This is a genomic window from Pseudomonas sp. P179 (assembly GCF_000478485.2).
GTDB classification, from domain to species: domain Bacteria; phylum Pseudomonadota; class Gammaproteobacteria; order Pseudomonadales; family Pseudomonadaceae; genus Pseudomonas; species Pseudomonas aeruginosa.
Genome location: NZ_KI517354.1, coordinates 4713094 through 4735839, shown reverse-complemented (window position 1 = coordinate 4735839; position 22746 = coordinate 4713094). Strand labels below are relative to the sequence as shown.

The 22746-nt window shown below is 68.2% G+C and carries 12 protein-coding genes; 6 read left to right on the top strand and 6 right to left on the bottom strand.

Annotation, left to right across the window (positions count from 1 at the left end):
* Window positions 1-573 precede the first annotated feature (573 nt).
* Window positions 574-1803: an exonuclease SbcCD subunit D C-terminal domain-containing protein gene (locus HMPREF1224_RS34085; protein WP_010793833.1), complete on the top strand. Its 1230-nt coding sequence runs from the start codon at window positions 574-576 to the stop codon at window positions 1801-1803.
* Window positions 1804-1811: 8 nt separating this feature from the next.
* Window positions 1812-5447: an AAA family ATPase gene (locus HMPREF1224_RS34080; protein WP_010793832.1), complete on the top strand. Its 3636-nt coding sequence runs from the start codon at window positions 1812-1814 to the stop codon at window positions 5445-5447.
* Window positions 5448-5468: 21 nt separating this feature from the next.
* Here HMPREF1224_RS34080 and recD read toward each other — a convergent pair whose 3' ends face one another.
* The 5 genes from recD to HMPREF1224_RS34055 form a co-directional block, all read right to left on the bottom strand.
* The gene (gene recD / locus HMPREF1224_RS34075) at window positions 5469-7634 is read right to left on the bottom strand and encodes an exodeoxyribonuclease V subunit alpha (protein ID WP_010793831.1); all 2166 of its coding nucleotides are present in this window, start codon (window positions 7632-7634) and stop codon (window positions 5469-5471) included.
* Window positions 7631-11368, bottom strand: coding sequence for an exodeoxyribonuclease V subunit beta (recB, locus tag HMPREF1224_RS34070; protein ID WP_010793830.1), 3738 nt, complete (start codon window positions 11366-11368; stop codon window positions 7631-7633). Before recB ends, recD begins: the two co-directional genes overlap by 4 nt.
* Window positions 11365-14880: an exodeoxyribonuclease V subunit gamma gene (recC, locus tag HMPREF1224_RS34065; protein WP_010793829.1), complete on the bottom strand. Its 3516-nt coding sequence runs from the start codon at window positions 14878-14880 to the stop codon at window positions 11365-11367. The genes recB and recC overlap by 4 nt, the downstream gene beginning before the upstream one ends.
* Window positions 14881-14920: 40 nt before the next feature.
* Window positions 14921-15604, bottom strand: coding sequence for a lipoate--protein ligase family protein (locus tag HMPREF1224_RS34060; RefSeq protein WP_003103977.1), 684 nt, complete (start codon window positions 15602-15604; stop codon window positions 14921-14923).
* Window positions 15605-15716: 112 nt separating this feature from the next.
* A complete protein-coding gene (locus HMPREF1224_RS34055) occupies window positions 15717-16607 on the bottom strand; it encodes a DMT family transporter (protein WP_003093799.1) in 891 nt (296 codons plus the stop codon).
* A gap of 100 nt (window positions 16608-16707) precedes the next feature.
* Between HMPREF1224_RS34055 and HMPREF1224_RS34050 the strand changes: the two genes are divergently transcribed.
* Together HMPREF1224_RS34050 and chrA are read left to right on the top strand one after the other, a co-directional pair.
* Entirely contained in the window at window positions 16708-17511 is an 804-nt protein-coding gene (locus HMPREF1224_RS34050; RefSeq protein WP_003103975.1) for an AraC family transcriptional regulator, read from the top strand.
* A gap of 54 nt (window positions 17512-17565) precedes the next feature.
* On the top strand, window positions 17566-18771 hold the full coding sequence (chrA, locus tag HMPREF1224_RS34045; protein ID WP_010793828.1) for a chromate efflux transporter: 1206 nt from the start codon (window positions 17566-17568) through the stop codon (window positions 18769-18771).
* Here the strand turns inward: chrA and HMPREF1224_RS34040 are convergent.
* The gene (locus HMPREF1224_RS34040) at window positions 18768-20384 is read right to left on the bottom strand and encodes a methyl-accepting chemotaxis protein (protein ID WP_003093807.1); all 1617 of its coding nucleotides are present in this window, start codon (window positions 20382-20384) and stop codon (window positions 18768-18770) included. The two genes, chrA and HMPREF1224_RS34040, sit on opposite strands and share 4 nt — an antisense overlap.
* A gap of 433 nt (window positions 20385-20817) precedes the next feature.
* Here HMPREF1224_RS34040 and HMPREF1224_RS45675 point away from each other — a divergent pair, with 433 nt between their 5' ends.
* Both HMPREF1224_RS45675 and HMPREF1224_RS34030 read left to right on the top strand, forming a co-directional pair.
* Window positions 20818-21069: a hypothetical protein gene (locus tag HMPREF1224_RS45675; RefSeq protein ID WP_010793827.1), complete on the top strand. Its 252-nt coding sequence runs from the start codon at window positions 20818-20820 to the stop codon at window positions 21067-21069.
* Window positions 21070-21212: 143 nt separating this feature from the next.
* The gene (locus HMPREF1224_RS34030; protein WP_003093821.1) at window positions 21213-22682 is read left to right on the top strand and encodes an inorganic phosphate transporter; all 1470 of its coding nucleotides are present in this window, start codon (window positions 21213-21215) and stop codon (window positions 22680-22682) included.
* Window positions 22683-22746 lie beyond the last annotated feature (64 nt).

Here is a 22746-nt window from a genome sequence, read left to right as displayed (position 1 = left end):
TGCTGATAATCTTGCGATCACCAGTCTTACATCACAAGCACCCACACGAATTGCTTGATTCGACTTGTTAAAGAGCAGTTGGTCAAGGCTTTCGTCTCAACCGAGGCCGCGCATTCTACAGCAACCTCTCGTTCCGTCAAGCGTTATTTTCGAAAATTTTCTTTTCTACTCAACCGCTTGCGCCGACCTTCAAACCATCTTCCGATCAGCGGGAGGCGCATTCTACAGCGTTCAAATTCGCTGTCAAGCACCTCGGTGAAGCTTCGTTTCGAACCCCTTTCGGGACCGAACCACTGCGGCGAACAACCTGCCGGAGCGCTTCACCACCCCTGGGAGAGAATCCGTAAATACTTGATTTTCAAGCATTTACTCTTCGTCGTCGCCGGGAGTGGTGCGCATTATAGGGAGATAGAAACTGGCGTCAACACTTATTTGAAACTTTTTAACCCAAAGGTCAGGAAGCCCAGAGGACGCCCCATTCCTCCTTTATAGGCTGGCTTGCCCCGCCCTCTCCTTCTGTTGCCTCATATAAGGAATGCGAGCCACGGCTCCGCCGCTTTCGACGAGTGTTCCATGCGCCTCATACATACCTCCGACTGGCACCTGGGCCAGACCCTGCACGGCCAGGACCGCGATCATGAGCATGCGCGCTTCCTCGACTGGCTGCTGCGCCAGCTGGAAGAGCAGCGCGCCGATGTCCTGCTGATCGCGGGCGATATCTTCGACACGATCAATCCACCGCTCAAAGCCCAGGAGCGCCTCTACGACTTCATCGTCAGCGCCCATCGACGGCTGCCGCGGCTGGAGATCGTGATGATCGCAGGCAACCACGACTCCGGCGCGCGCATCGAACTGCCCGCTCCGCTGATGAAACGACTGAACGCCCATGCCATCGGCCGGATCGGCTGGATAGACGAAAGCCTCGATAGCGATCGCCTGCTGCTGCCCCTGCACGACGCGGATGGCCAGGTCGCCGCCTGGTGCCTGGCCCTGCCCTTCCTGCGTCCCGCCGAAGTCACCGGAGGCGGGCTCGGCGACGATTACCTGGCCGGTATCCGCCAGGTGCACGAACGCCTGGTTGCCGCCGCGCACGCCCGTCGCACGCCGGGACAGGCACTGGTCGCCGTCAGCCACGCACACATGGCCGGCGGCTCGGTTTCCGAAGACTCCGAGCGAAACCTGATCATCGGCAACGTCGAAGCGCTGCCCACCAGCCTGTTTCCGGAGCAGATCGCCTACGTAGCCCTCGGTCATCTGCACAAGCCACAGAAAGTCGCCGGACAGGAGCGCATTCGCTATAGCGGCTCGCCGCTGCCGCTGTCCTTCGCCGAAGTGAACTATCGCCACCAGGTCCTCCTCGTCACCCTGGAAGGTGAGCGCCTGAAGGATGTACAGAGTCTTCCGGTGCCACGCGCGGTGGAACTGTTGCGCATCGGCCCCGCGCCTCTTGGCGAGGTGCTCGATCGAATCGGCGAACTGGCCGAGGCCGACCTGCTGAACGAACAGCGGCCCTGGCTGGAAGTCCGCGTCATGCTGGATCAGCCGCAACCGGACCTGCGCCAGCAGGTCGAGAGCGCCCTGCTGGGCAAGGCTTGCCGTCTGGTGCGCATCGCCAGCGAGTACCAGCGCCGCGACGAAGAGCAGGCGCCGCTGCTCGGGCTCGACCAACTCAACCCCCAGGAACTGTTCAGCCGCGCCTGGGAAAGCGCCTATGGCTCCGGCCCGGATGCGCAGGCGCTGGATGACTTCGCCAGCCTGCTGCAAAGCGTCGAACTGGCCACCGAAGAGCCCCCGGGGAAATAAGCCGTTCCATGAAGATTCTCGCCATCCGCCTGAAGAACCTCGCCTCCCTCGCTGGCGAGCAGGAAATCGACTTCACCCGCGAACCGCTGTCCAGCGCCGGCCTGTTCGCCATCACCGGTCCGACCGGCGCCGGCAAGAGCACCGTGCTGGACGCCCTGTGCCTGGCCCTGTTCGGCAGCACGCCGCGGCTGGAAAGCACTTCGGCCAGCAGCAAGGTTCCCGATGGCCGGAACGAGCTGTCCAGCAACGACGAACGCAACCTGCTGCGCCGCGGTTGCGCCAGCGGCTACGCCGAAGTGGATTTCGTCGGCATCGACGGCCACCGCTATCGCGCCCGCTGGGAAACCCGGCGCTCCCGGGACAAGGCGGACGGCGCCTTGCAAAAGAGCCAGCAGAGCCTCCAGGACCTGGAGACCCAGCAAATGCTGGCAGCGAACAAGAAAAGCGAGTTCCGCGAACAGCTGGAGCAGAAGCTCGGCCTCAATTTCGCCCAGTTCACTCGCGCCGTGCTGCTGGCCCAGAGCGAATTCAGCGCCTTCCTCAAGGCCAGCGACAACGACCGCGGCGCATTGCTGGAGAAACTCACCGACACCGGCCTGTACAGCCAATTGAGCAAAGCCGCCTATCAGCGCGCCAGCCAGGCCGACGAGCAGCGCAAGCAACTCGAGCAACGCCTGGAAGGCAGCCTGCCCCTGGCCGAGCAGGCCCGGGCCGGGCTCGAGGCGGCGCTGGAATCCCACGCCCAGGTGCGTCTCCAGGAGCAACAGGCACTGCAACGTCTGGAAGGCCAGCAACAATGGTTCACCGAGGAGCAGCGGCTGCTGCAATCCTGCGAGCACGCACAAGGCCAACTGGCCGAGGCCAGGCAGGCCTGGGACGCCCTGGCGACGGAGCGGGAAACCCTGCAATGGCTGGAGCGCCTGGCTCCGGTTCGCGGACTGATCGAACGCCTGAAGCAACTCGAGCAGGAACTCCGGCACTCCGAGCAGCAGCAGCGGCAGCGCACCGAGCAGCAAGCCGCGGGCGCCGAGCGCTTGCAAGGATTGCAGGCCCGCTTGCAGGAGGCGCGCGAGCGCCAGGCCCAGGCCGACAACCATCTGCGTCAGGCCCAGGCGCCGTTGCGCGAGGCTTTCCAGCTGGAGAGCGAGGTCAGGCGCCTGGAGCGAACGCTGGCCGAGCGACAGGAACTCCATCGGCAATCGAACCAGCGCCACGCCCAGCAAAGCGACGCCGCTCGGCAACTGGATATGGAGCAGCAGCGCCATGTCGCGGAACAGGCGCAACTGCAGGCGGCATTGCGCGACAGCCAGGCTCTCGCCGCGCTCGGCGACGCCTGGGCGACCCACCAGGGTCAGCTCGCCGCCTTCGTGCAACGTCGCCAGCGCGCGCTCGAAAGCCAGGCGCAGCTCCCCGAGCTGGAAAAATCCCTGGCCCACGCCGGGGAACCGCTCGAACGCTTGCAGGCGCAATGGACCGCCCTCCATGGCAGCGAGCCGGACGACCTGGCGGCACGCCTGGACGAATTGCGCCGGCAGACCGATAGCCTGGAACGACAACAAGCGCTCCACAAGGAATGGCAACAGGTCCTCGACCAACGCGCCGGTCTGGCTCGACGCCTGGGCGAACTCGACCAGCGTATGGTCGAGCAGGAGCAGGCATTGCTCGACCTGAAACGACAAGGCAGCCAATGCGCCGAGGAGGTGAAGGCGGCGGAGCAGGCCCTGCAGGTCACCCGCGAGTTGCTCCAGCGCCAACGTCTGGCCCGCAGCGCCAGCGTCGAGCAACTGCGCGCCGGCCTGGTGGACGGCGAGGCCTGCCCGGTCTGCGGCAGCCAGGAGCATCCCTATCACCATTCCGAGCAACTGCTCGCCGCCCTCGGTGAACACGACGACCAGGAACAGGTCCGCGCCGAGCAGTCCCTCGAGCGGCTGCGACAGACCCTGGTCGGTCTGCGCGAGGGCTATTCCAGCCAGCGGGAAAGACTCAACCAGAGTCGCCAGGAGCAGCAGGAACTGACTGGCCAACTGGCCGCGCTCGATCGGCAACTGGACCAATGGACGCTGCCGGAAGAACTGCGACTCCTGCAGCCGTCCGCGCAGTTGGAGTGGCTGGCACAACGCCTGGACGACCTGGCAGGGCAGCGCCAGCAGTGCCAACGAGACTTCGACCGGCTGATCGCCCGCCAGCGCCAGACCCAGCAATTGCAGCAGGAACTGCGGGCCGCCGAGACGATCCTGCAACAGCGCCAGCAGGCGCTGACGGAACAACGGCAGCGCTACGAACATTTGCAGCAGCAGGTCGAGGAGGACAGCCAGCAATTGCGTCCATTGCTCTCCGACGAGCACTGGCAGCGCTGGCAGACAGATCCGCTGCGGACTTTCCAGGCCCTCGGCGAGTCCATCGAGCAACGCCGGCAGCAACAGGCGCGGCTTCAGCAGGTCGAACAGCGTCTGCAGGAGCTCAAGCAGCGCTGCGATGAAACGAGCTGGCAACTGAAGCAAAGCGACGAGCAACGCAACGAAGCCCGCCAGGCAGAGGAAAGGGCCCAGGCGGAACTCGCCGAGCTGAACGGACGCCTCGGCGCTCACCTGGGCCAGCACGCCTGCGCCCAGGATTGGCAACTATCGCTGGAACACGCCGCGCAAGCGGCGCAGAGCGCCGTCGAGACGCTCCAGGCGCCCCTGGATTCGCTGCGCGAGGAACAACTGCGACTCGCCGAAGCCCTGGAACACCTGCAGCAGCAACGGCAGCGCCAACAGGATGAGTTCCAGCGCCTTCAGGCCGACTGGCAGGCCTGGCGCGAACGCCAGGACAACCTCGACGACAGCCGCCTCGACGCCCTGCTCGGCCTTTCCGAGGAACAGGCGACGCAATGGCGGGAGCAATTGCAGCGACTGCAAGAGGAGATCACCCGCCAGCAGACACTGGAAGCAGAGCGCCAGGCGCAACTGCTCCAGCATCGCCGGCAGCGGCCGGAAACCGATCGCGAGGCGCTGGAAGACAACCTGCGGCAACAGCGCGAACGCCTGGCCGCCAGCGAACAGGCCTACCTGGAGACCTACAGCCAGTTGCAGGCCGACAACCAGCGCCGCGAGCAGAGCCAGGCGCTGCTTGCCGAACTGGAGCGAGCCCGCGCCGAGTTCCGCAGATGGGGCCGCCTGAACGAACTGATCGGTTCGTCCAGCGGAGACAAGTTCCGCCGCATCGCCCAGGGCTACAACCTCGACCTGCTGGTGCAGCACAGCAACGTGCAGTTGCGCCAGTTGGCGCGGCGCTACCGCCTGCAGCGCGGCGGCAGCGAACTGGGCCTGCTGGTGGTGGACACCGAGATGGGCGACGAACTGCGCTCGGTGTATTCGCTCTCCGGCGGCGAGACCTTCCTGATTTCCCTGGCCCTGGCGCTCGGCCTGGCCTCTATGGCATCGAGCAAGCTGCGCATCGAGTCGCTGTTCATCGACGAAGGCTTCGGCAGCCTCGACCCGGAATCCCTGCAACTGGCGATGGATGCCCTGGACAACCTGCAGGCCCAGGGGCGCAAGGTGGCGGTGATTTCCCACGTCCAGGAAATGCACGAACGGATCCCGGTCCAGGTGCGGGTCCAGCGCGAGGGCAACGGCATGAGCAGCCTGAAGGTGGTCGGCTGAGCCGACCGCCCAGGCGGCACGTCAGAACGGCAGCTCGGTCTGTTCACCCGGAGCATGCGGCAGCTGCTCTTCCCTTTCCGGCCGCAGATGCAGCATCAGCCCGCTGAGCCGGCGCACCTTGCGCCGCACTGCTTCCTCGAACACCCCGGGCAGGCTTTCCACCAGGCTGAACCAGTCGCGGGCGCGGGTGATACCGGTGTACACCAGCTCCTTGGTCAGCACCGGGTTCAGCGCGTCCGGCAGGACCAGCGCGGTATGGGCGAACTCCGAACCCTGCGACTTGTGCACGGTCATGGCGAACACGGTGTCCACCTCGACCAGGCGGCTCGGCAGGACGAAGCGCACGCCGCCGCTACCGTCGTTGCGCGGGAAGGCCACGCGCAGCGCGAAGCGCAGGCTGCCGTCGTCGTTGCGCTCGGGCAGGCGCAGGGCGATGCCGATATCGCCGTTCATCAGCCCCAGGCTGTAGTCGTTGCGCGTCACCAGTACCGGCCGCCCCTCGTACCAGCCGTGATCGGCCTCGATCAGGCCAAGGCGCAGCAGTTCTGCCGCTACCCGCTGGTTCAGTCCTTCCACGCCCCATGGGCCGCGGCGCAGCGCGCAGAGCAGGCGGAAGGCGTCGAAAGCCGTCAGTACCGACTGCGCCCAGCGCTCCCAGGCGCCATCCTCCAGCGCCAGTCCGGCGGCCGGGCGGCCCTCGGCCAGGCGTTGCAGGTAGTGCCGGTAGCCGTACGGCGCGCCCGGCGCCTGCGGATGACCGTCGACGAACAGCCGGGCGAAGGCTGCATCGCGCTCCCCGCGCAGGCGCAGGTCGAAGAGGTCGGCGGGCGGACTGTCCAGCAGCGCGCGCGCGTCGCCGGCCTGTTGCCGGTTGACCAACCGCGCCAGGCGCCCGATCCCGCTGCTCGCGCCGAAGCGCCGGGAATGCCGCAGCATGACGGTCTGTTGCGCCAGCGGATGCGCCTGCGCCGAACCTTCGCGCAAGCCCTGCCAGGTTTCGCCGCTGACCCGCTGCAACCAGGCGCGGGTCTCGGCGCTGTACCAGCCCTCCTCGGCATCCCGGCAGAGATCGCCGAGCACCGCGCCGGCCTCTACCGAGGCCAACTGGTCCTTGTCGCCGAGCAGGATCAGGCGCGCCTGCGGCGGTAGCGCATCGAGCAGGCTGGCCATCATTTCCAGGTCGATCATCGAGGCCTCATCCACCACCAGCACGTCCAGCGCCAAAGGGTTGTCCCGGTGGTGGCGGAAGTGCCGGGTATCCGGACGGCTGCCAAGCAGACGGTGCAGGGTAGTGACCTCGGCGGGGATCGCCTGCAACACGTCTTCCGCCAGCGGCAGGGCCCGGACCTGCTGGCCGATGGATTCGGAGAGACGCGCCGCGGCCTTGCCGGTGGGCGCCGCGAGGCGGATGCGCAGCGGCTGGCCGGCGGCTACCGCCGGTGCCTGGAGCAGACCGAGCAGGCGCACCACGGTGGTGGTCTTGCCGGTACCGGGACCGCCGGTGATCAGGCTGAAATAGCCGCGGGCCGCCAGGGCGCAGGCCAGCTTCTGCCAGTCGGTGACGCGCTGGCCGTCTTCCGTAGGCGCCTGCGCGAACAGCGCGGCCAGGCGCGGCGCCAGGTCGGCGGCCAGGGGCGCCTGCCGACCCAGGCGCTCGCGCAGGGCCAGGGCGATCTCCAGTTCGTGCCGCCAATAACGACGCAGGTAGAGACGCTGGGCGCAAAGCACCAGCGGCGAGGTCGCCGTCTCGCTCGGCTCGGGATCGCCTGGGCGCTCGTCGACCACCTCCACCAGCGGTGACGCCGCCAGGGCCTCGCGCCAGGCGTCGAGGCGCACGCCGTGTAGCAGTTGCGACGGCAACAGCACATCGCGGCCTTCGTCGCCTTCCGGCGGCAGCGACAGTGCCGCGTCGGGCGCGCCGAGGGTCGCCTCCAGGTCCAGGCAGACGTGACCGTGGCCCAGTTGGTGGCTGGTCAGCGCCGCCGCCAGCAGCACCCGGGGATCGGCCTGCGGCTGCAACTCGACGAGGAAGGCGACGAACGCCCGGTCCAGCGCCCGTAGCCAGCCGCGCGCCACCCACAGGTCGAGCTGGCGCAGCAGGTCGTGGCGTACCGCCAGCGGTTGCGCTACCTGATCGTCGCGGCCATCGCGGACTTCGCCGGCCAGTTGCTTGAGGGTCGGATTCATCGCTCGGCTCCCGGCTGGCCGCTGAACAGCGCGTCCAGGCGTTCGATCAGTTCCCGCGGCGGGCGCTCGAAGTGCAGGCCCTGGGTCGCCGCGCGGGCGCCGCGGAGGAACAGGTACACGGCGCCGCCCATGTGGCGGTCGTAGTCGTAGTCGGGCAGGCGCGCCTTCAACTGCCGGTGCAGGGCCAGCAGGTACAACACGTACTGCAGGTCATAACGGTTCTCCAGCACCGCGGCGGTCATCGCTTCCGGGCTGTAGGCGCCATCGTCGGCGCCCAGCCAGTTGGACTTGTAGTCGGCCACGTAGAAACGCCCCTGGTGCTCGAAGACCAGGTCGACGAAGCCCTTGAACATGCCGTTCAGCAGGGTCGGCGCCAGCGCCGGACGCGCCGCGCCGCCGAGGGTATGGCGCCGGACCAGGGCGTCGATCGCCTCGGCCTGGACCTGGTGGGTGGCGAACCAGAACTCCATTTCCACCTGGTAGGCGACCAGCCCGGCCAGGCTGGTTTCGCCACCGGGCCAGCGCAGCGGTTCGGCGAGATACTGTTCCAGCCACAGGTCGAGCGGTTCGGCCCAGTCCTTCCAGCCCCGCAGGTCGCAGCGTCGCGCGACCAGTTCGCGGCGCCGCTGGGCATCGGCGCGCGCCACCTCGAAGCCTTCGCGGCCGGCCCATTCGAGCAGCCCGTGGAGGAAGGTGCCGGGAGCCGGTCCGCGCGGGAAGCGATGCAGGTCGTCGCGCATCTCGCTGGCGTGCGCGACCGGCGGCTGTTCGGCGGAACGGCCTTCTTCGTGGAAGGTGGCTTCCTCGGCGCTGATCGGCTCCTGCGATTCGTCGCTCTCCAACGCCTCGTCATCGTCCAGCCCGGCGGAGGCCTGCAATTGCAGGCCGGAATAGCTGGCGACCCACCACTTCTCGCGGCTGCTGCGGCGGGTTTCGCGGGCCTGCCCAAGGCCCTGGCCGCGCCCTGCGACATAGCGTTCGGCGTCCGCCTCGGGGGCCGGCTCGACGACGATCTCCCGGCACTCGCCGCGCAACGCGGCGAGGCATTGTCCGAGGCCATCGCTGCCGATGGTCGCGCCGCCGGCAAGCAGGTAGCCCAGGGCCCCCTTGTGCAACTCCGGCGACTTGCTGTTGCTCGCCACCAGCGGCGCGATGCCCAGCCACACCGAATGGCGGGCGCGGGTCAGGGCCACGTAGAGCAGGCGCATGTCTTCGCCGAGGCGCTCGTCGTTGGCCTGCTCGTAGGCCCGCGCAGCCTGCTCCTTGCGCCGCGCCAGCTCGATGACCCGCCCTGCAGCGCCATCCTCGTGGAAACTCGCCGGCGCGCCGCTGTTGCCGTCCAGCTCCCTCCAGCTGCAGATGAAGGGCAGCAGCACCAAGGGGTATTCCAGCCCCTTGGACTTGTGGATGGTCACCACCTTGATCAGGTCGGCGTCGCTTTCCAGGCGGAGGATCTCTTCGCTCCCCGGACTCTGCACCTGCTCGGCCAGATGGCGGATCAGCGCGTGCTCACCGTCCAGCTCCACCGCCGCGCGCTGCAGCCACTCGGCCAGGTGCAGCAGGTTGGTCAGGCTGCGCTCGCCATCGGCATGCCGCAGCAGGCGCGCCGGCAGTTCGAAGTCGGCGAGCAGGCGCCGCAGCATCGGCAATACGCCCTGGGCCTGCCAGGACCGGCGATAGTCGCGGAAGCGCAGGACCATCCGTTCCCAGAACAGTTCGTCCTGGTTCAATCGTTCCAGGGTCGCCCAGTCCAGGTGCAGGCTGCGGGTAGCCAGGGCGACCCGCAGCAGCGTATCGGCACCGGGGTCGGCGCAGGCGCGCAGCCAGTGCAGCAGGTCGATGGCCTCCTGGCTGTCGAACACCGAGTCGCGGTCGGACAGGTAGACGCTGGCCAGACGCCGCGCCGCCAACGCGCTACGGATCGCCTCGGCCTCGGCGCGACCGCGGACGAGGATGGCGATATCCGCCGGGCGCAACGCACGCCAGCCGCCCTGCTCGTCGGCGAAGCCGGCGCGGCCCAGGTCGGCCAGGCTCAGCCAGCGGCGGATGGCGCTGGCGCTGCGCTCGGCCATTTCCTGGCGATACGCCGCGGAGCCAAGCACGCCGGCTTCGACATCAAGGTTCCAGAACGTCATCGCTGGCGCCTCGGCACCGTCGATCAACAAACGTTCGGCGCGCCCCTGGGCGTCCACCGCATGGAACGGCACCGGGTTTTCCAGCCCCTCGCGGGCGAAACGGAAGGCGCCGCGCGGGTGCTCTTCGGCGAAGGCGAAGCAGCGGTTGGCGGCCGCCACCATGGCGGCGGTCGAGCGGAAGTTCTTGCCAAGGGTGTAATGCCGCCCGCGAGTGGCCTCGCGGGCGCGCAGGTAGGTATGGATGTCGGCACCGCGGAAGGCGTAGATCGCCTGCTTGGGGTCGCCGATCATGAACAGGCCGGTTTCCCGCGCCTGGGGCTCGTCGGGATCGGCGGCGATCCGGTAGATGCGCTCGAAGATCCGGTACTGCACCGGGTCGGTATCCTGGAACTCGTCGATCAGCGCCACCGGGAACTGCTCGCGGATCAATTGCGCCAGGCGCTCGCCACCAGGCCCCTGCAAGGCGCGGTCGAGGCGGCTGAGCAGGTCGTCGAAGCCGATCTCGGCACGCCGCTGCTTCTCGACCTCCAGTTCGCGCCCGACTTCGCCCAACGCGTGCAACAACAGGTGGGGAGCGAGATCGGGACGCTCTTCCTGATGCGCGGCCCAGGCGTCGATGGCCCTTAGCGCGGCATGCTCGGGCGCCACGCGCTTGGCGGTGAGCTTGATCCGGGTCTGGCCGAACTTGCCGAGGTTGGCCGGCTGCTCGCCGCCCTCGCTCCAGTCCGCCAACGCTTGCAGCCAGGCGTCGAAGGTCTCGTCGCTGTCCTTGCCGCGATAGCTGTTGCCGTTCAGGTAGGGACGCAGGTCGCGCAGCAGCGCTTCCAGTTCGACGCGCGCTGCGCGCCAGGCGGCGCGGGCCTGCGCGTCCAGTTGGTCGAGCTGGCGATACCAGTCGCCGCCCTGCTCCAGCAAGGCTGCCAGTGACTCGGGCGCACTCAGCGCCTGGTCGGCGTAGCGGAAGTCGGCGTCCTGCCGCGCCAGCAGCGGCTGCAAGGCCTTGCCCAGCGCCTCCGGCCCACTGTAGCAACTGGCCACGGCTTGCGCCGCCGGAGCCGTCAGGCCGTAGAAGTTGCGCCGCCAGTAGTCCCGCACCACTTCGGCGAGCAATTCGCTCTGGTCGGTTTCCAGGTTCTGGGTGAACAGGCTGCCGCTGTCGAAGGCGTGCTCGCGCAGCATCCGGTAGCACCAACTGTGGATGGTCGATACCGCGGCCTCGTCCATCCACTCCGCGGCCAGGCGCAGCAGGCGCGCGCAGCCCGGCCAGCGCTCGGTGGGATACTGCTGGCGCAACGCGACCAGCAGGCCGTCGTGGCGCTCCTGCGGCTCGGCGAAACAACGCGCCGCTTCGCCCAGGCGGCTGCGGATACGCTCGCGGAGTTCCTGGGTCGCCGCATCGGTGAAGGTCACCACGAGGATTTCCGGCGGGCTCAGCGGCCGGCCGAAAGCGTTCTCGCCGCCATGGTCGAGGACCAGACGTACGTATAGCAGGGCGATGGTGAACGTCTTGCCGGTACCGGCGCTGGCCTCGATCAGGCGGCTGCCGTGCAACGGGAAGTCCAGCGGATCGAGGGCCACGGGCATCTGCTGCTGGCTCATGCCTGCTCCTCCGCGCCACGTCCCAGGGCAGCCAGCAGCGGCGCGTAGAGCTGCTCGGCCCAGTGCGCGAACTCACCGCTGGCGAGCAGCCGGTCGAAGTCCGGATAGACCCGAGCCAGCGCCGGCGAGGCGTCCACCTCGCCCCCCATGCCGAACCCTCCCTCGTAGCGCTTGCGCGCCTCGCGCATGGCTTTCTCGGGCTCTGCGGCGCCACCACTGGCGAGCCAGGCGAAAGCGGTCCGGCAGGCCAGCGGCAACGGCTGGCGCATGCCCTGGCGCCAGGCGTCGATCAACTGGTCGAGGTACTCGCTGGCACGCTCGCTCGGCAACGGCGGAATCTCCAGGGTGCCGGTCTGGCTCACCAGCACGCTGCTCACCGGCTGGCCTAGACGTTGCAGGGCGAGGTGCTGCAACCAGTGGCGTACCAGGCTGTGCCACTTGAAGCTGCGCCCCTCATGGAGCTTGCCGCTGAGCAATTGCAGGCGCGCCAGGCGCCCGGAAGCGTCGCGACGCAAGCCGCCGAGCCAGTCCTCCAGCTCCAGCCCGGACGGATGGCGATGGCGCAACTCCTGCTGCTGCTCGACCGCCTCCGGCCAGCGCTCGATTTCCTGGCGGTAGCGCCAGAGCAGGTCGGGCAGCGGTTGCAGCAAATGGCGCGCGGAGAACTCGCCGAACGCCGCCAGCGGCAGGCGACCCTGTCGCCGCAGTCGCTCGACCTGGGCCTGCAACTGCACCGGCAGGCCCTCGGCATCCCAGTCCCGCTCGACCCAGCGCTTCATGCGTTCGGTCAGCTCGAATTGCAGCTTCCAGTTGTCCAGCGCGTCCAGTTCGAAAGGCTCTTCGTCGTTGCCGGTCAATTGCTCGTCGTCGAAACGCACCTTGAGCCGCTGCTGGAAGAACGCATTCACCGGGTTGGCGAGGAACTCCGCCAGCGCTCGCAGCCCCAGCGCGCCCTCCAGCTCCAGCGGCGGCAGGGGCGCTTCGGCGTCGGGAACGCCGATCTCGTCCTCGCGATGGACCTCGCGCCACTCGCGGGCGTAGGTGAACAGGCCATCGACGCCCTGCTCCGGCGCATCGTGAAAATACCGGCGGCTGAACGGCTGCAGCGGATGCTCCTGGGTCAGGGCACGCAGCAGCGCCTCGCCGTCGCCGTCCGGATCCAGGCGCCAGCCGGCCGCCAGGTGATCGCGCAACTGGCCGATCAGCACCGAGGGCGGCCGCTCGCCATTGTCGCGGATACTCCGCCCCACCCAGCTCACGTAGAGTTGCTCGCGCGCCGAGAGCAGCGCCTCGAGCAGCAGGTAGCGGTCGTCCTCGCGCCGCGAGCGGTCGCCGGGGCGGTAGTCGTTGCGCATCAGGTCGAAATCCAGCGGCGACTGCTGGCGGGGGTAGTCGCCATCGTTCATGCCAAGCAGGCAGACCAGCCGGAACGGGATCGCGCGCATCGGCATCAACGTGCAGAAACTCACCGCGCCAGCCAGGAAGCGCTGGTTCAGGCCGCCCTGGTCCAGGCCGCCGAGCCAGGCCTCGCGTATCACGCTGATCGGTAGCGGCTCGGCGAAGGCCGCACAGGCGCAGTGTTCCTGCCAGCGCTCGAGCAATTGCAGGAGCTGGGTGAGAAGCAGTTCGTCGCGCTCGTCGTGGGCCTCGAAGAACACCGTGAGCAGGGCTTGCAGGCGCTCGCCCCACTGCGCCGGGGTGGCCGGTTCGGCCAGCTCGGCGTAGGCCACCTCGAGGCGCTCCAGCAGCACAGCCAGCGGGCCTGCCAGGGCGGCGTCCAGACCACCGACCTCATCGTAGGGCTGGATGCCTTGCAGGGCCGCGCCTTCGCCGACCGCGTAGCCGAGCAGCATGCGCCGCAGACCGAAGCGCCAACTGTTGCCCTCCAGTCCCGCTGGCAGGCCGAGACGCTCGCGCTGCGCGGCATCCAGCCCCCAGCGCACGCCGGCGCCTTCGATCCAGCGGTGCAGGGTCGCCAGGTCGGCCTCGTCGACGCCGAAACGCCGGCGCAATGCCGGGACGTCCAGCAGGTCGAGGATCTCGCTCACGGCGAAACGGCTGTCGGGCAGTTTCAGCAGATGCTCCAGGGCGATCAGCAGCGGCTCGCGACCGCGCTGTCCCTGGTCGGCCAGGGTATAGGGAATGAAGCGCTGGTCGTCGCGCGGCACCTGGCCGAACACCGCCTCGATGTGCGGCGCGTAGGCGTTGATGTCGGGGACCATGACGATCACGTCGCGCGGCTTCAGGCTCGGATCGGCGTTGAAGCGGGCGAGCAACTGGTCGTGGAGGATCTCCACTTCGCGCTGCGCGCTGTGGGCCACATGGAAGCGGATCGAGGCGTCGCTCCGCGGCGCCACCGGCGGCCAGTGCTCGCGGGTTTCCGCCAACGGGCGCAGTTCGAGGATATCGTCCTGCAACTGGCCGAGCAGCCCGTGCGGGGTCTCCTCGCTGAACAGGTCGATGCGCCCGCCGTTGACCTCGCCGAACAGGTTCCGATAGCTGTCCGGGTCGTCGTAGCTGTCGAGCAGGTTGATGTAGTCGCGGCCCTGCTTGCCCCAGGCCGCCAGCAACGGCTGGGCATGCTGGTGCTGGCGGTCCTCGTCGAGGTCGGCGGGGACGCCGGCGCGGCGCTGCTGGCGGCGGTACTCGTGGCGCAACAGGTCCTTGTCGGCGACGATGTCGGCCCAGTGGTGGCGACAGGGGTTGTGCACGCAGAGCAGCACCTGGCTGAACCTGGCCAGGGCGGCCAGCGCCTCGAGGGTCTGCGCCGGCATCGAGGAAATCCCGAACACCACCACTCGTCGCGGCAACGCGCGCGGCGCCGCGCTGGCGGAGCGCAGCGCCTCGATGAAGCGCCGGTGCACGCCGGAGCGGCTGCGGGCCAGGCTATCGGCACCGACGTCGGCGAGCAGCGCGCGCCACAATTCGGCCTGCCAGCGCTCGTCGGCACCGAGCGGGCGCGCCTGCCCGTTCGCCGTGCGCAACTGGTCGCGGCCCTGGCTCCAGTCGTCGAGCCAGTCGCCGCGATAGACCTGGTACTGGTCGAACAGGTCGGCCAGGCGCTCGGCCAGTTGATGACGCTTGCGCAGGTCGGCATCGTCGGCGAGGAAACGTTGCAGGGTGCGGAACTCGGGACGCTCCAGCAATCCGGGAAGCAGACGCATCAGGCGCCAGGTCAGCGGCGCCTTGTCCAGTTCGGAAACCTCGGGAATGCTTTCGCGGCCCAGCACCGCGCGATAGGCCTGCCAGAGGAACTGCGCCGGCAACTGCACCTCCAGCGCCGCGGCGATGCCGCCACCGCCGCCGCCGTCCTCGCGGGGATCTTCGGCCAATGCCAGCTTCAACCATTGGGCGATGCCGTTGCTGTGCACCAGGACCCGCTCGCTTTCCAGCGGCGCCAGCGGATAGCGGCGCATCCAGGAAACGGCGAGGTCGCGCAGGTCGTCCAGGCGATTGCCGTGGACGATCATGAATCCGGGCGTGAGAGCGGTGGTTCCCAAGGGTTCTGGCATCGGTACGGCTATTCCTGGCGCAAGGCTCTGGCGAAAGAGGTCAGGATCGGGCGGCGACGAAGCGTCGTTCCAGTTCGAGGCTGTCGGCCATGCGGAAATCGCTCCAGCGCTCGCTCAGGCCGAGATGGCTGTCCGCCTGGCAATCCGGGGCACTGCCGCAACGGCGGGTGAAGGTGTTGACCACCTCGACCATCTCCTCGCGCTCGGCGCCGACCAGCAGCGCCGCGTGCGCCAGCACCACCGGCCGGCCGGCGCCGTTGCGCCGCCAGCGTTGCGCGGTCCCGGCGAGCTTGCGCCCATCCAGGGTGACATTGTAGCGGCCGTCGCAGAAGGAACCGGCCACGGCGCCCACGCCGGCGTCCAGGCCGCGCTCGCGGAGCCAGTCGCAGATCGGCTGGCACAGCCGCAGGTAGGCGGTTTCGATACGGGTCTGCTCGTTGTCGCCGGGCCCCAGCGCATAGGACAGGGCGATGTTCAGCACGCCCGGCGATTGCGGCACCGGCTCGCCGCCGGTATCGCGCAGCAGCACCGGCCAGCCGCGTTCGGCGACCGCTGCGCTGGCCGGCGCGAATCCTTCCAGGCGCTCCATCCGGCGCGGCATGACCAGCGCCCGATCGCAGGGCTGCCAGAGCAACAGGCCATGCTCGCGGGCACCGCCACACACCTCGTCGAGCAGGGCGCGCTCGGCGTCCAGCCCATCCTGCACGGAAAACACTTCGACCACGATTCTTCCTCTTCCAGGCTGGCACGGCTCGGCTCCCACGCGGGGAGCGCTGCCTATGATAGCCAGTGGCGGCGCCTCCGTGCGCCGTAATCGCGAGGAAGTTGCCGGGAAATCAGCAGGTTGCCGAGCGCAGACGGGCCGGGCGGCGCTGCCAGAACTCGGCCAGCAGGACCCCGGCCAGGGTCAGCGCGCCGCCGACCAGGTGATGGACGGTCAGGCGCTCGCCGAGCACCAGGGTGGCGATGCAGGCGGTGATGATCGGCAGCAGGTTGAAGAACAGCGCCATCCGGCTCGGCCCGAGACGGGCGACACCGTGCATCCAGGCCAGCGCGGCGACGATCGAGGCGAACAGCGCGGCGTACAGCACCAGCGGCAGGTTGGCGGCGTTCAGGCCGGTGCGCGGCGACAGCAGGTACAGCGGCAGCAGGGCGAGGATCGCCACCAGCACCTGCAGGTAGAGCAGTTGCATGGCCGGCAGCTTCAGGCTCCATTTCTTCAGCAGCACGCTGTACACCGCATAGGCCAGGGTGGCGACGATCATCATCGCGTCGCCGAGATTCACTCCATGCTCCAGCAAAGCGCCGAGATGGCCCTGGGAGATCACCAGCACCACGCCGGCCAGCGACACCAGCGCGCCGAGCAGCGCCCCGGCGTTCAGCCGGTGGGCCAGGATGCTGCTGGCCAGGCCCAGCGACATCAGGGGCATCAGCGACAGGATGATGCCCATGTTGGTGGCGCTGGTCAGCGCCGCCGCGTAGTAGGCCAGGCTCTGGTAGACGGCCATGCCGAGCAGGCCGAGGACCACGAACTTGCCGAGGTTGGCGAGGATGTAGCGGCGGTTGCGCAGCACCGGGCCGAGCATGAAGGGCGTCAGCGCCAGGCCGACCAGCAGCCAGCGGAAGAAACCGATCTCGGCGGGCTGGATGATCCCCACGGCGAGCTTGTTGACGACGGTGTTGCCGGCCCAGATGAACACGGCCAGCAGGGGAAACAGGTATTGCATGGGAGGTTCCGCACTATGAAAAAGGAATACGCGGCCATTCTGAGCCAGTCCGAATACAGACGTATAATGAATTCCAGACAAACCACCCGTAGGTTCGGACATGTCGACCACCACCTTGCTGCGCCTTCCCGATCTCCAGGGGCAGTCTTTCGACGTCTATTTCCGCTATGACGAGTTCGGCGCCGACACCCATTCGCCGCCGCACACCCACGCCTGGGGCCAGCTCAACTATGCAGCCCATGGCGTGATGCAGCTGGAGATCGACGGCCAGCGCTTCCTCTCACCTCCGCAATACGCGGTATGGATACCACCGGAGCGGGTGCACAGCTGCTACAACAGCCAGGCCATCGTCTACCGCTCGCTGTACCTCTCCGCCGAACTGTCACGACGCCTGCCGGCGACACCCTGCACCCTGGCGATCAGCGCGATCCTCAAGGCGATCCTCTCGGACTTCGCCGAGCGCGGGGTCAACCTGCCGACCTCGGCGCAGGACCTGCGCCTGGCCCGGGTCGTCATGGACCAGCTGGAATGCGCCCAGCCCCACGACGACTACCTGCCCTACGGCCGTACCCCGGCGCTGCGCGAGGTGCTCGACGCACTGCAGGCCGAGCCGGGCGACAACCGCTCGCTGGCGCAGTGGGCGCAGCAGGTGCACAGCACCGAGCGAACCCTGGCCCGGCACTGCCAGCGCGAACTGGGCATGACCTTTGGCGAATGGCGCCAACGCCTGCGCTTCCTCGCGGCCATCGAGGCGCTGGAAGCCGGCAGGGGGATCCAGCAGATCGCCTTCGACCTCGGCTACAGCAGCCCCTCGGCGTTCATCTCGATGTTCCGCCGGCTGGCCGGCACCACACCGGAACAATACCGCCTGGCCAGCCGCGCCCAGGACATGCCGATGCTGTAACCCGCCGTGCATGCGTTGCGGCTATGCTCGCAGCAGCCACCATCCGGAGTTCGCATGCCAACCGCCAGCCGCCATCCCGACACCGCCCTCGCGGTGTTCCTCGCCTTCCTCAAGCTGGGCTGCAGCGCCTTCGGCGGGCCCATCGCCCACCTCGGCTATTTCCGCGACGAGTTCGTCCGCCGCCGCGGCTGGCTGAGCGAAAGCAGCTACGCCGACCTGGTCGCCCTCTGCCAGTTCCTTCCCGGCCCCGCCAGCAGCCAGGTCGGCATGGCCCTCGGCCTGGCCCGCGCCGGCTATCCCGGCGCCCTCGCCGCCTGGCTCGGTTTCACCCTGCCCTCGGCGTTGCTGCTGGTGCTCTTCGCTCTCGGCCTGGGACGCTGGGGCGCGCTGTTGCCCGAGGGCGTGCTGCATGGCCTGAAGATCGCCGCGGTGGCGGTGGTGGCCCAGGCGGTCTGGGGCATGGGTCGCAGCCTGTGCCCGGATCGCCCGCGCCTGACGCTGATGGCGCTGTCCTGCGCGAGCGTGCTGGCCTGGCCCACTGCCTGGACCCAGGTCGCGGTGATCGCCGGTGCCGGCCTGGCCGGCCGCGCCCTGTTGAAAACGGAAGCAGTGGAAGGCCACGAGCGGCTGCCGATCGCCATCGGCTACCGCGGCGCGCTGCTGTTCCTCACCTTGTTCGCCGTGCTGCTGGTCTGCCTGCCGCTGGCCGCGCGCCTCTGGCCGGAACAGTGGCTGCGCCTGCTCGATGCGTTCTACCGGGCTGGCTCGCTGGTATTCGGTGGTGGCCATGTGGTGCTGCCGCTGCTGCAGGCGGAAGTGGTACCCAAGGGCTGGGTCGACGGCGATACCTTCCTCGCCGGCTACGCGGCCGCCCAGGCGGTACCGGGCCCGCTCTTCACCTTCGCCGCGTTCCTCGGCGCAGCCTCGGGCCCGGCGCCGAACGGCTGGAGCGGCGCGCTGCTGTGCCTGCTGGCGATCTTCCTGCCATCGTTCCTGCTGGTCGCCGGTGCCTTGCCATTCTGGGAACGCCTGCGCCACGAACGCCGGGTACGGGCAACGCTGGCCGGGGTCAACGCGGCGGTGGTCGGCCTGCTGCTGGCGGCGCTGTACCAGCCGCTCTGGACCGAAGGCATCCTGCGCCCGGCCGACTTCGCCCTGCTGCTCTTCGCCCTGCTGGCCCTGCTCGCCTGGAAGACGCCGCCCTGGCAAGTGGTGCTCGCCTGCGCCGTGGCCGGCGGCCTGATCGCCACAGCCGGCTAGCCGTTCAAGGCCAGGCTCAGCCCCTGCGCCGCCGGCGCGGCCGCCTTGCCCGGCTCCGCGCCCTCCGGCCGGTAGCCGAGGCGCAGGCCGCCCCAGTGCTTGCCGTGGATGAAGATCGGCACCGAAAGATCGTGCATCAGCTCGCCGGTGTCACGGGTGTAGGTCTGTAGCAACAGCGGCTGCTGGTGGCTGCCGCAGCGAATCCCGGTGCGGTCGTTGAACAGGCGCTTGCTGCGGCTGCGCAACGCGTCCGTCTGCGGGTCGCCGCTGGGCGGATGGGCGAAGGCGCGATTGTGGGTGGGCACGTAGCCTTCGGGGGTACAGGCGATGGCGAATACCAGGTTGCGGTTGCGCTCCAGCAACTGCTCCTGGATGCCCGGCAGGACCTGGTCGGTGTAGCTGTCGAAGCGGGTCCGGTACTTGGTCGGCTGGGTATTGGGCAACGGCTGGTAGCTGCGGTCGAACAGGTCGTCGAGGTCGATGCGCCCGCTGCGCACGTCCTCCTCGAAGCGAGCGGCGATAGCCGCCGCGCCCTCCCGGGCGAGGTCGTAGACCGACTGGTGGTAGGCGTCCAGGCTGACCTCGGCGAGGCGCTCGCTGATCACCTCGGCCTGGTTCTCCAACTGGCTGGCAGCTTCGCCGAGGCGCAGGGTCTGTTCCTCGCTGGCGCTGAGGTCGCCGCGCACCTGCTCGACCGCGGCGAACAGGCTGGCGAGTTGGCTGCGGTTGATCTCGGCGCCCTGGGCGATCTCGGTAATCTGGCTTTCCACCCCGGCCGCCAGTTCGGCAATGCCTTCCAGTTGCCGACCGGTCAGCTCGACCTGGCCGACCCCTTCCCCCAACTCTTCGGAAAGCTGGCGGATCTGCTCGACCACCTCGCTGGTCTGGCGCTGGATCTCGGCGACCATCTGGCCGACTTCCTCGGTGGCCTCGGCGGTACGTCCGGCCAGGCCGCGCACCTCTTCGGCAACCACCGCGAAGCCGCGCCCATGCTCGCCGGCGCGGGCCGCCTCGATGGCCGCGTTGAGGGCCAGCAGGTTGGTCTGGCTGGCGATGCCCTGGATCACCAGGGTGACCCGCTGGATGTCCTCGCTGCGCTGGTTCAGCGCCTCGATCGCCTCGCGGCTGGCGCCCATCCGCTCGCTGAGCCGATGCATGCGCTCGATGGTCGAGGCCAGCAGCACCTGGCCTTCGTCGCTGCCGGCGCGCGCCCGGGTGGCGGCGTCCATGGCCTGGCGCGCCAGATTGGAGGTGGCGCGCTCGGTGTGGATCATCACTTCGGCGCTGCCGACGATCTGTTCGGCGGCGTCGAGCTGGGATTGCAGCTTCTCCGCCAGGCGCTTCACCGAGAACGCCACGCCGGCGGCCGACAAGGCGTTCTGGCTGGTGTTATGGGACAGGTCGCGAGCCAGCCGGGCGATGTCGGGCTCGCCGACGGTCGCCACCGCCGTGCGGTTGCCGGGAAGCAGCCAGGGCAACCAGAGCAGCGCCACGCCGAGCGGCAGGGCCAGGTACAGCGGCAGCCAGCCATGCCGGGCGCCGACCAGCAGGAGAACCAGGGCCAGGCTCTGCAACAGGCAGACGAAGAGGATGCGGGAACGAGCGGGCTGCATGAGTAAATCTCCGGCCTCCGGGGCGTTGCGTCATGACCCTGGGGTCGGACGGGCGACGGCGGGGCTTCTTTATTTGACTTGTAGTCCGGTTTGTAGCCCGCCCCCGGAAGCGCCGCCATCGTTCCTTAGTGGTATGGCCAATGGCTGGCATTCGACTAGCGCAGGCCGCGACGAAAGGCGGAGAACACCCCGGACGCGTCGGCCAGGCCTTGATCCATGGGGGCTTCGCCGCATTTCCAGGGGACGCTCGAAGAACTTCCGTCCTGCCGTCCGTCGGCCGACACCGTATGACAAGCCCGGAGCCCACGTTATAATTCCGCGCCCATTTACAGCCGGTAGCGGTCGACTAGACTCCCAACCGGCGCTGGCCGGCCCCCGCTTCCGCCCAGCCTGGTCGCTATCGGGCCCGCTCTTTTTGGACTCAGGACCACCCGTGACGAAAGACGAATTGCGTGCCGCGCTGGCGCGCGAGGAACAGCGTTACAAGGACGTGTACGGCGGCGAAGTGACGCTTTATGCCGCCCAGCCGGAACCCGACCGCAAGCCCTGGCGCAAACGCCCAACCGTTCAGGAGCAGGCGTTCGACAGAGAACTGCAGAAGATCGAAGAAGAGCGTCTCAAGGCCGGGCAGGAAGCAGCGGACCCCATTCCATTTACCTCCAACCGACAGGAGAGCGACGGATAACGAAGCGTTTCAATCTGTTTCGTTTTTCCCGCAAAGCCCGATGCGACGGGGCGTTGCCCGCGACAATGGCAACCTTCCGGAGTTCCAGACGGATAAAAACGCATCTGGCATAATCGCCGCCCCGTCTCTGACCGGTTTCTCACATGTTCGATCTTTTCAGCGGGCTCGATGCCTGGGTGGGTATCAGCCTGGTGCTGGCCCTGGCCTTCGTCCTCACCTTCGAGTTCATCAACGGCTTCCACGACACTGCCAACGCGGTGGCCACCGTCATCTACACCAAAGCGATGTCCCCCTACCGGGCGGTGATGCTCTCCGGTGTGTTCAACTTCCTCGGCGTGCTGCTCGGCGGTGTCGGCGTGGCCTACGCCATCGTTCACCTGCTGCCGGTGGAGCTGCTGATCAACGTGAACACCGGCCATGGCCTGGCGATGGTCTTCTCCCTGCTCGCCGCCGCCATCGCCTGGAACCTCGGCACCTGGTACTTCGGCATCCCGGCCTCCAGCTCGCACACCCTGATCGGCTCGATCCTCGGTGTCGGCCTGGCCAATGCGCTGATCACCGACGTGCCGCTGGCCGAAGGGATCAACTGGCAGAAGGCGATCGACATCGGCCTGTCGCTGATCTTCTCGCCGCTGGCCGGCTTCATGGTCGCCGCGCTGGTCCTGCTCGGACTGAAGTGGTGGCGTCCGCTGTCGAAGATGCACAAGACCCCGGAAACCCGTCGCGAACTCGACGAGAAGAAGCACCCGCCGTTCTGGAACCGCCTGGTGCTGGTGCTTTCCGCCATGGCGGTAAGCTTCGTCCATGGCTCCAACGACGGCCAGAAGGGTATCGGCCTGATCATGCTGGTACTGATCGGCATCGTCCCGGCCAAGTTCGTCCTCGACCTGAACAGCACCACCTACCAGATCGAGCGCACCCGCGACGCCGCCCTGCACCTCAGTCAGTTCTACCAGCGCCACACCGATACCCTCGGCGACATGCTGGCCCTGGGCAAGAGCAATGGCAGCGAGATGCCGCAGTTCTACCGCTGCGATCCGAAACAGACCGAGCCGACCATCAACGCGCTGCTCCGCGACCTGCGCGGCGTGCCCAGCTACAACGACCTGGACGCCGACGAGCGCGTGCAGGTGCGTCGCTACCTGCTGTGCCTGGACGACACCGCGAAGAAGGTCGGCAAGCTGTCCGACCTGCCGGCGCGGGAGAAGGCCGACCTCGAGAAGCTACGCAAGGACCTGACCGCGACCACCGAATACGCGCCGTTCTGGGTCATCATCGCGGTGGCCCTGGCTCTCGGCATCGGCACCATGGTCGGCTGGAAGCGCGTAGTGCTCACCGTCGGCGAGAAGATCGGCAAGCAGGGCATGACCTACGCCCAGGGCATGAGCGCGCAGATCACCGCCGCCGCCGCCATCGGCATGGCCAACATCTACAGCTTGCCGGTGTCCACCACCCATGTACTGTCCTCCGGCGTGGCCGGGACCATGGTGGCGAACAAAAGCGGCCTGCACGGCGGCACCGTGCGCAACATCCTGATGGCCTGGGTGCTCACCCTGCCGACTTCGATGGCGCTGTCCGCCGGCCTGTTCTGGCTGGCCTCGCAATTCATCTGAGCCGCCTCGCCGGTTGAAAAAAACGCCTGCTTGTCCGCAGGCGTTTTTTTGCCGCGCTCCCACC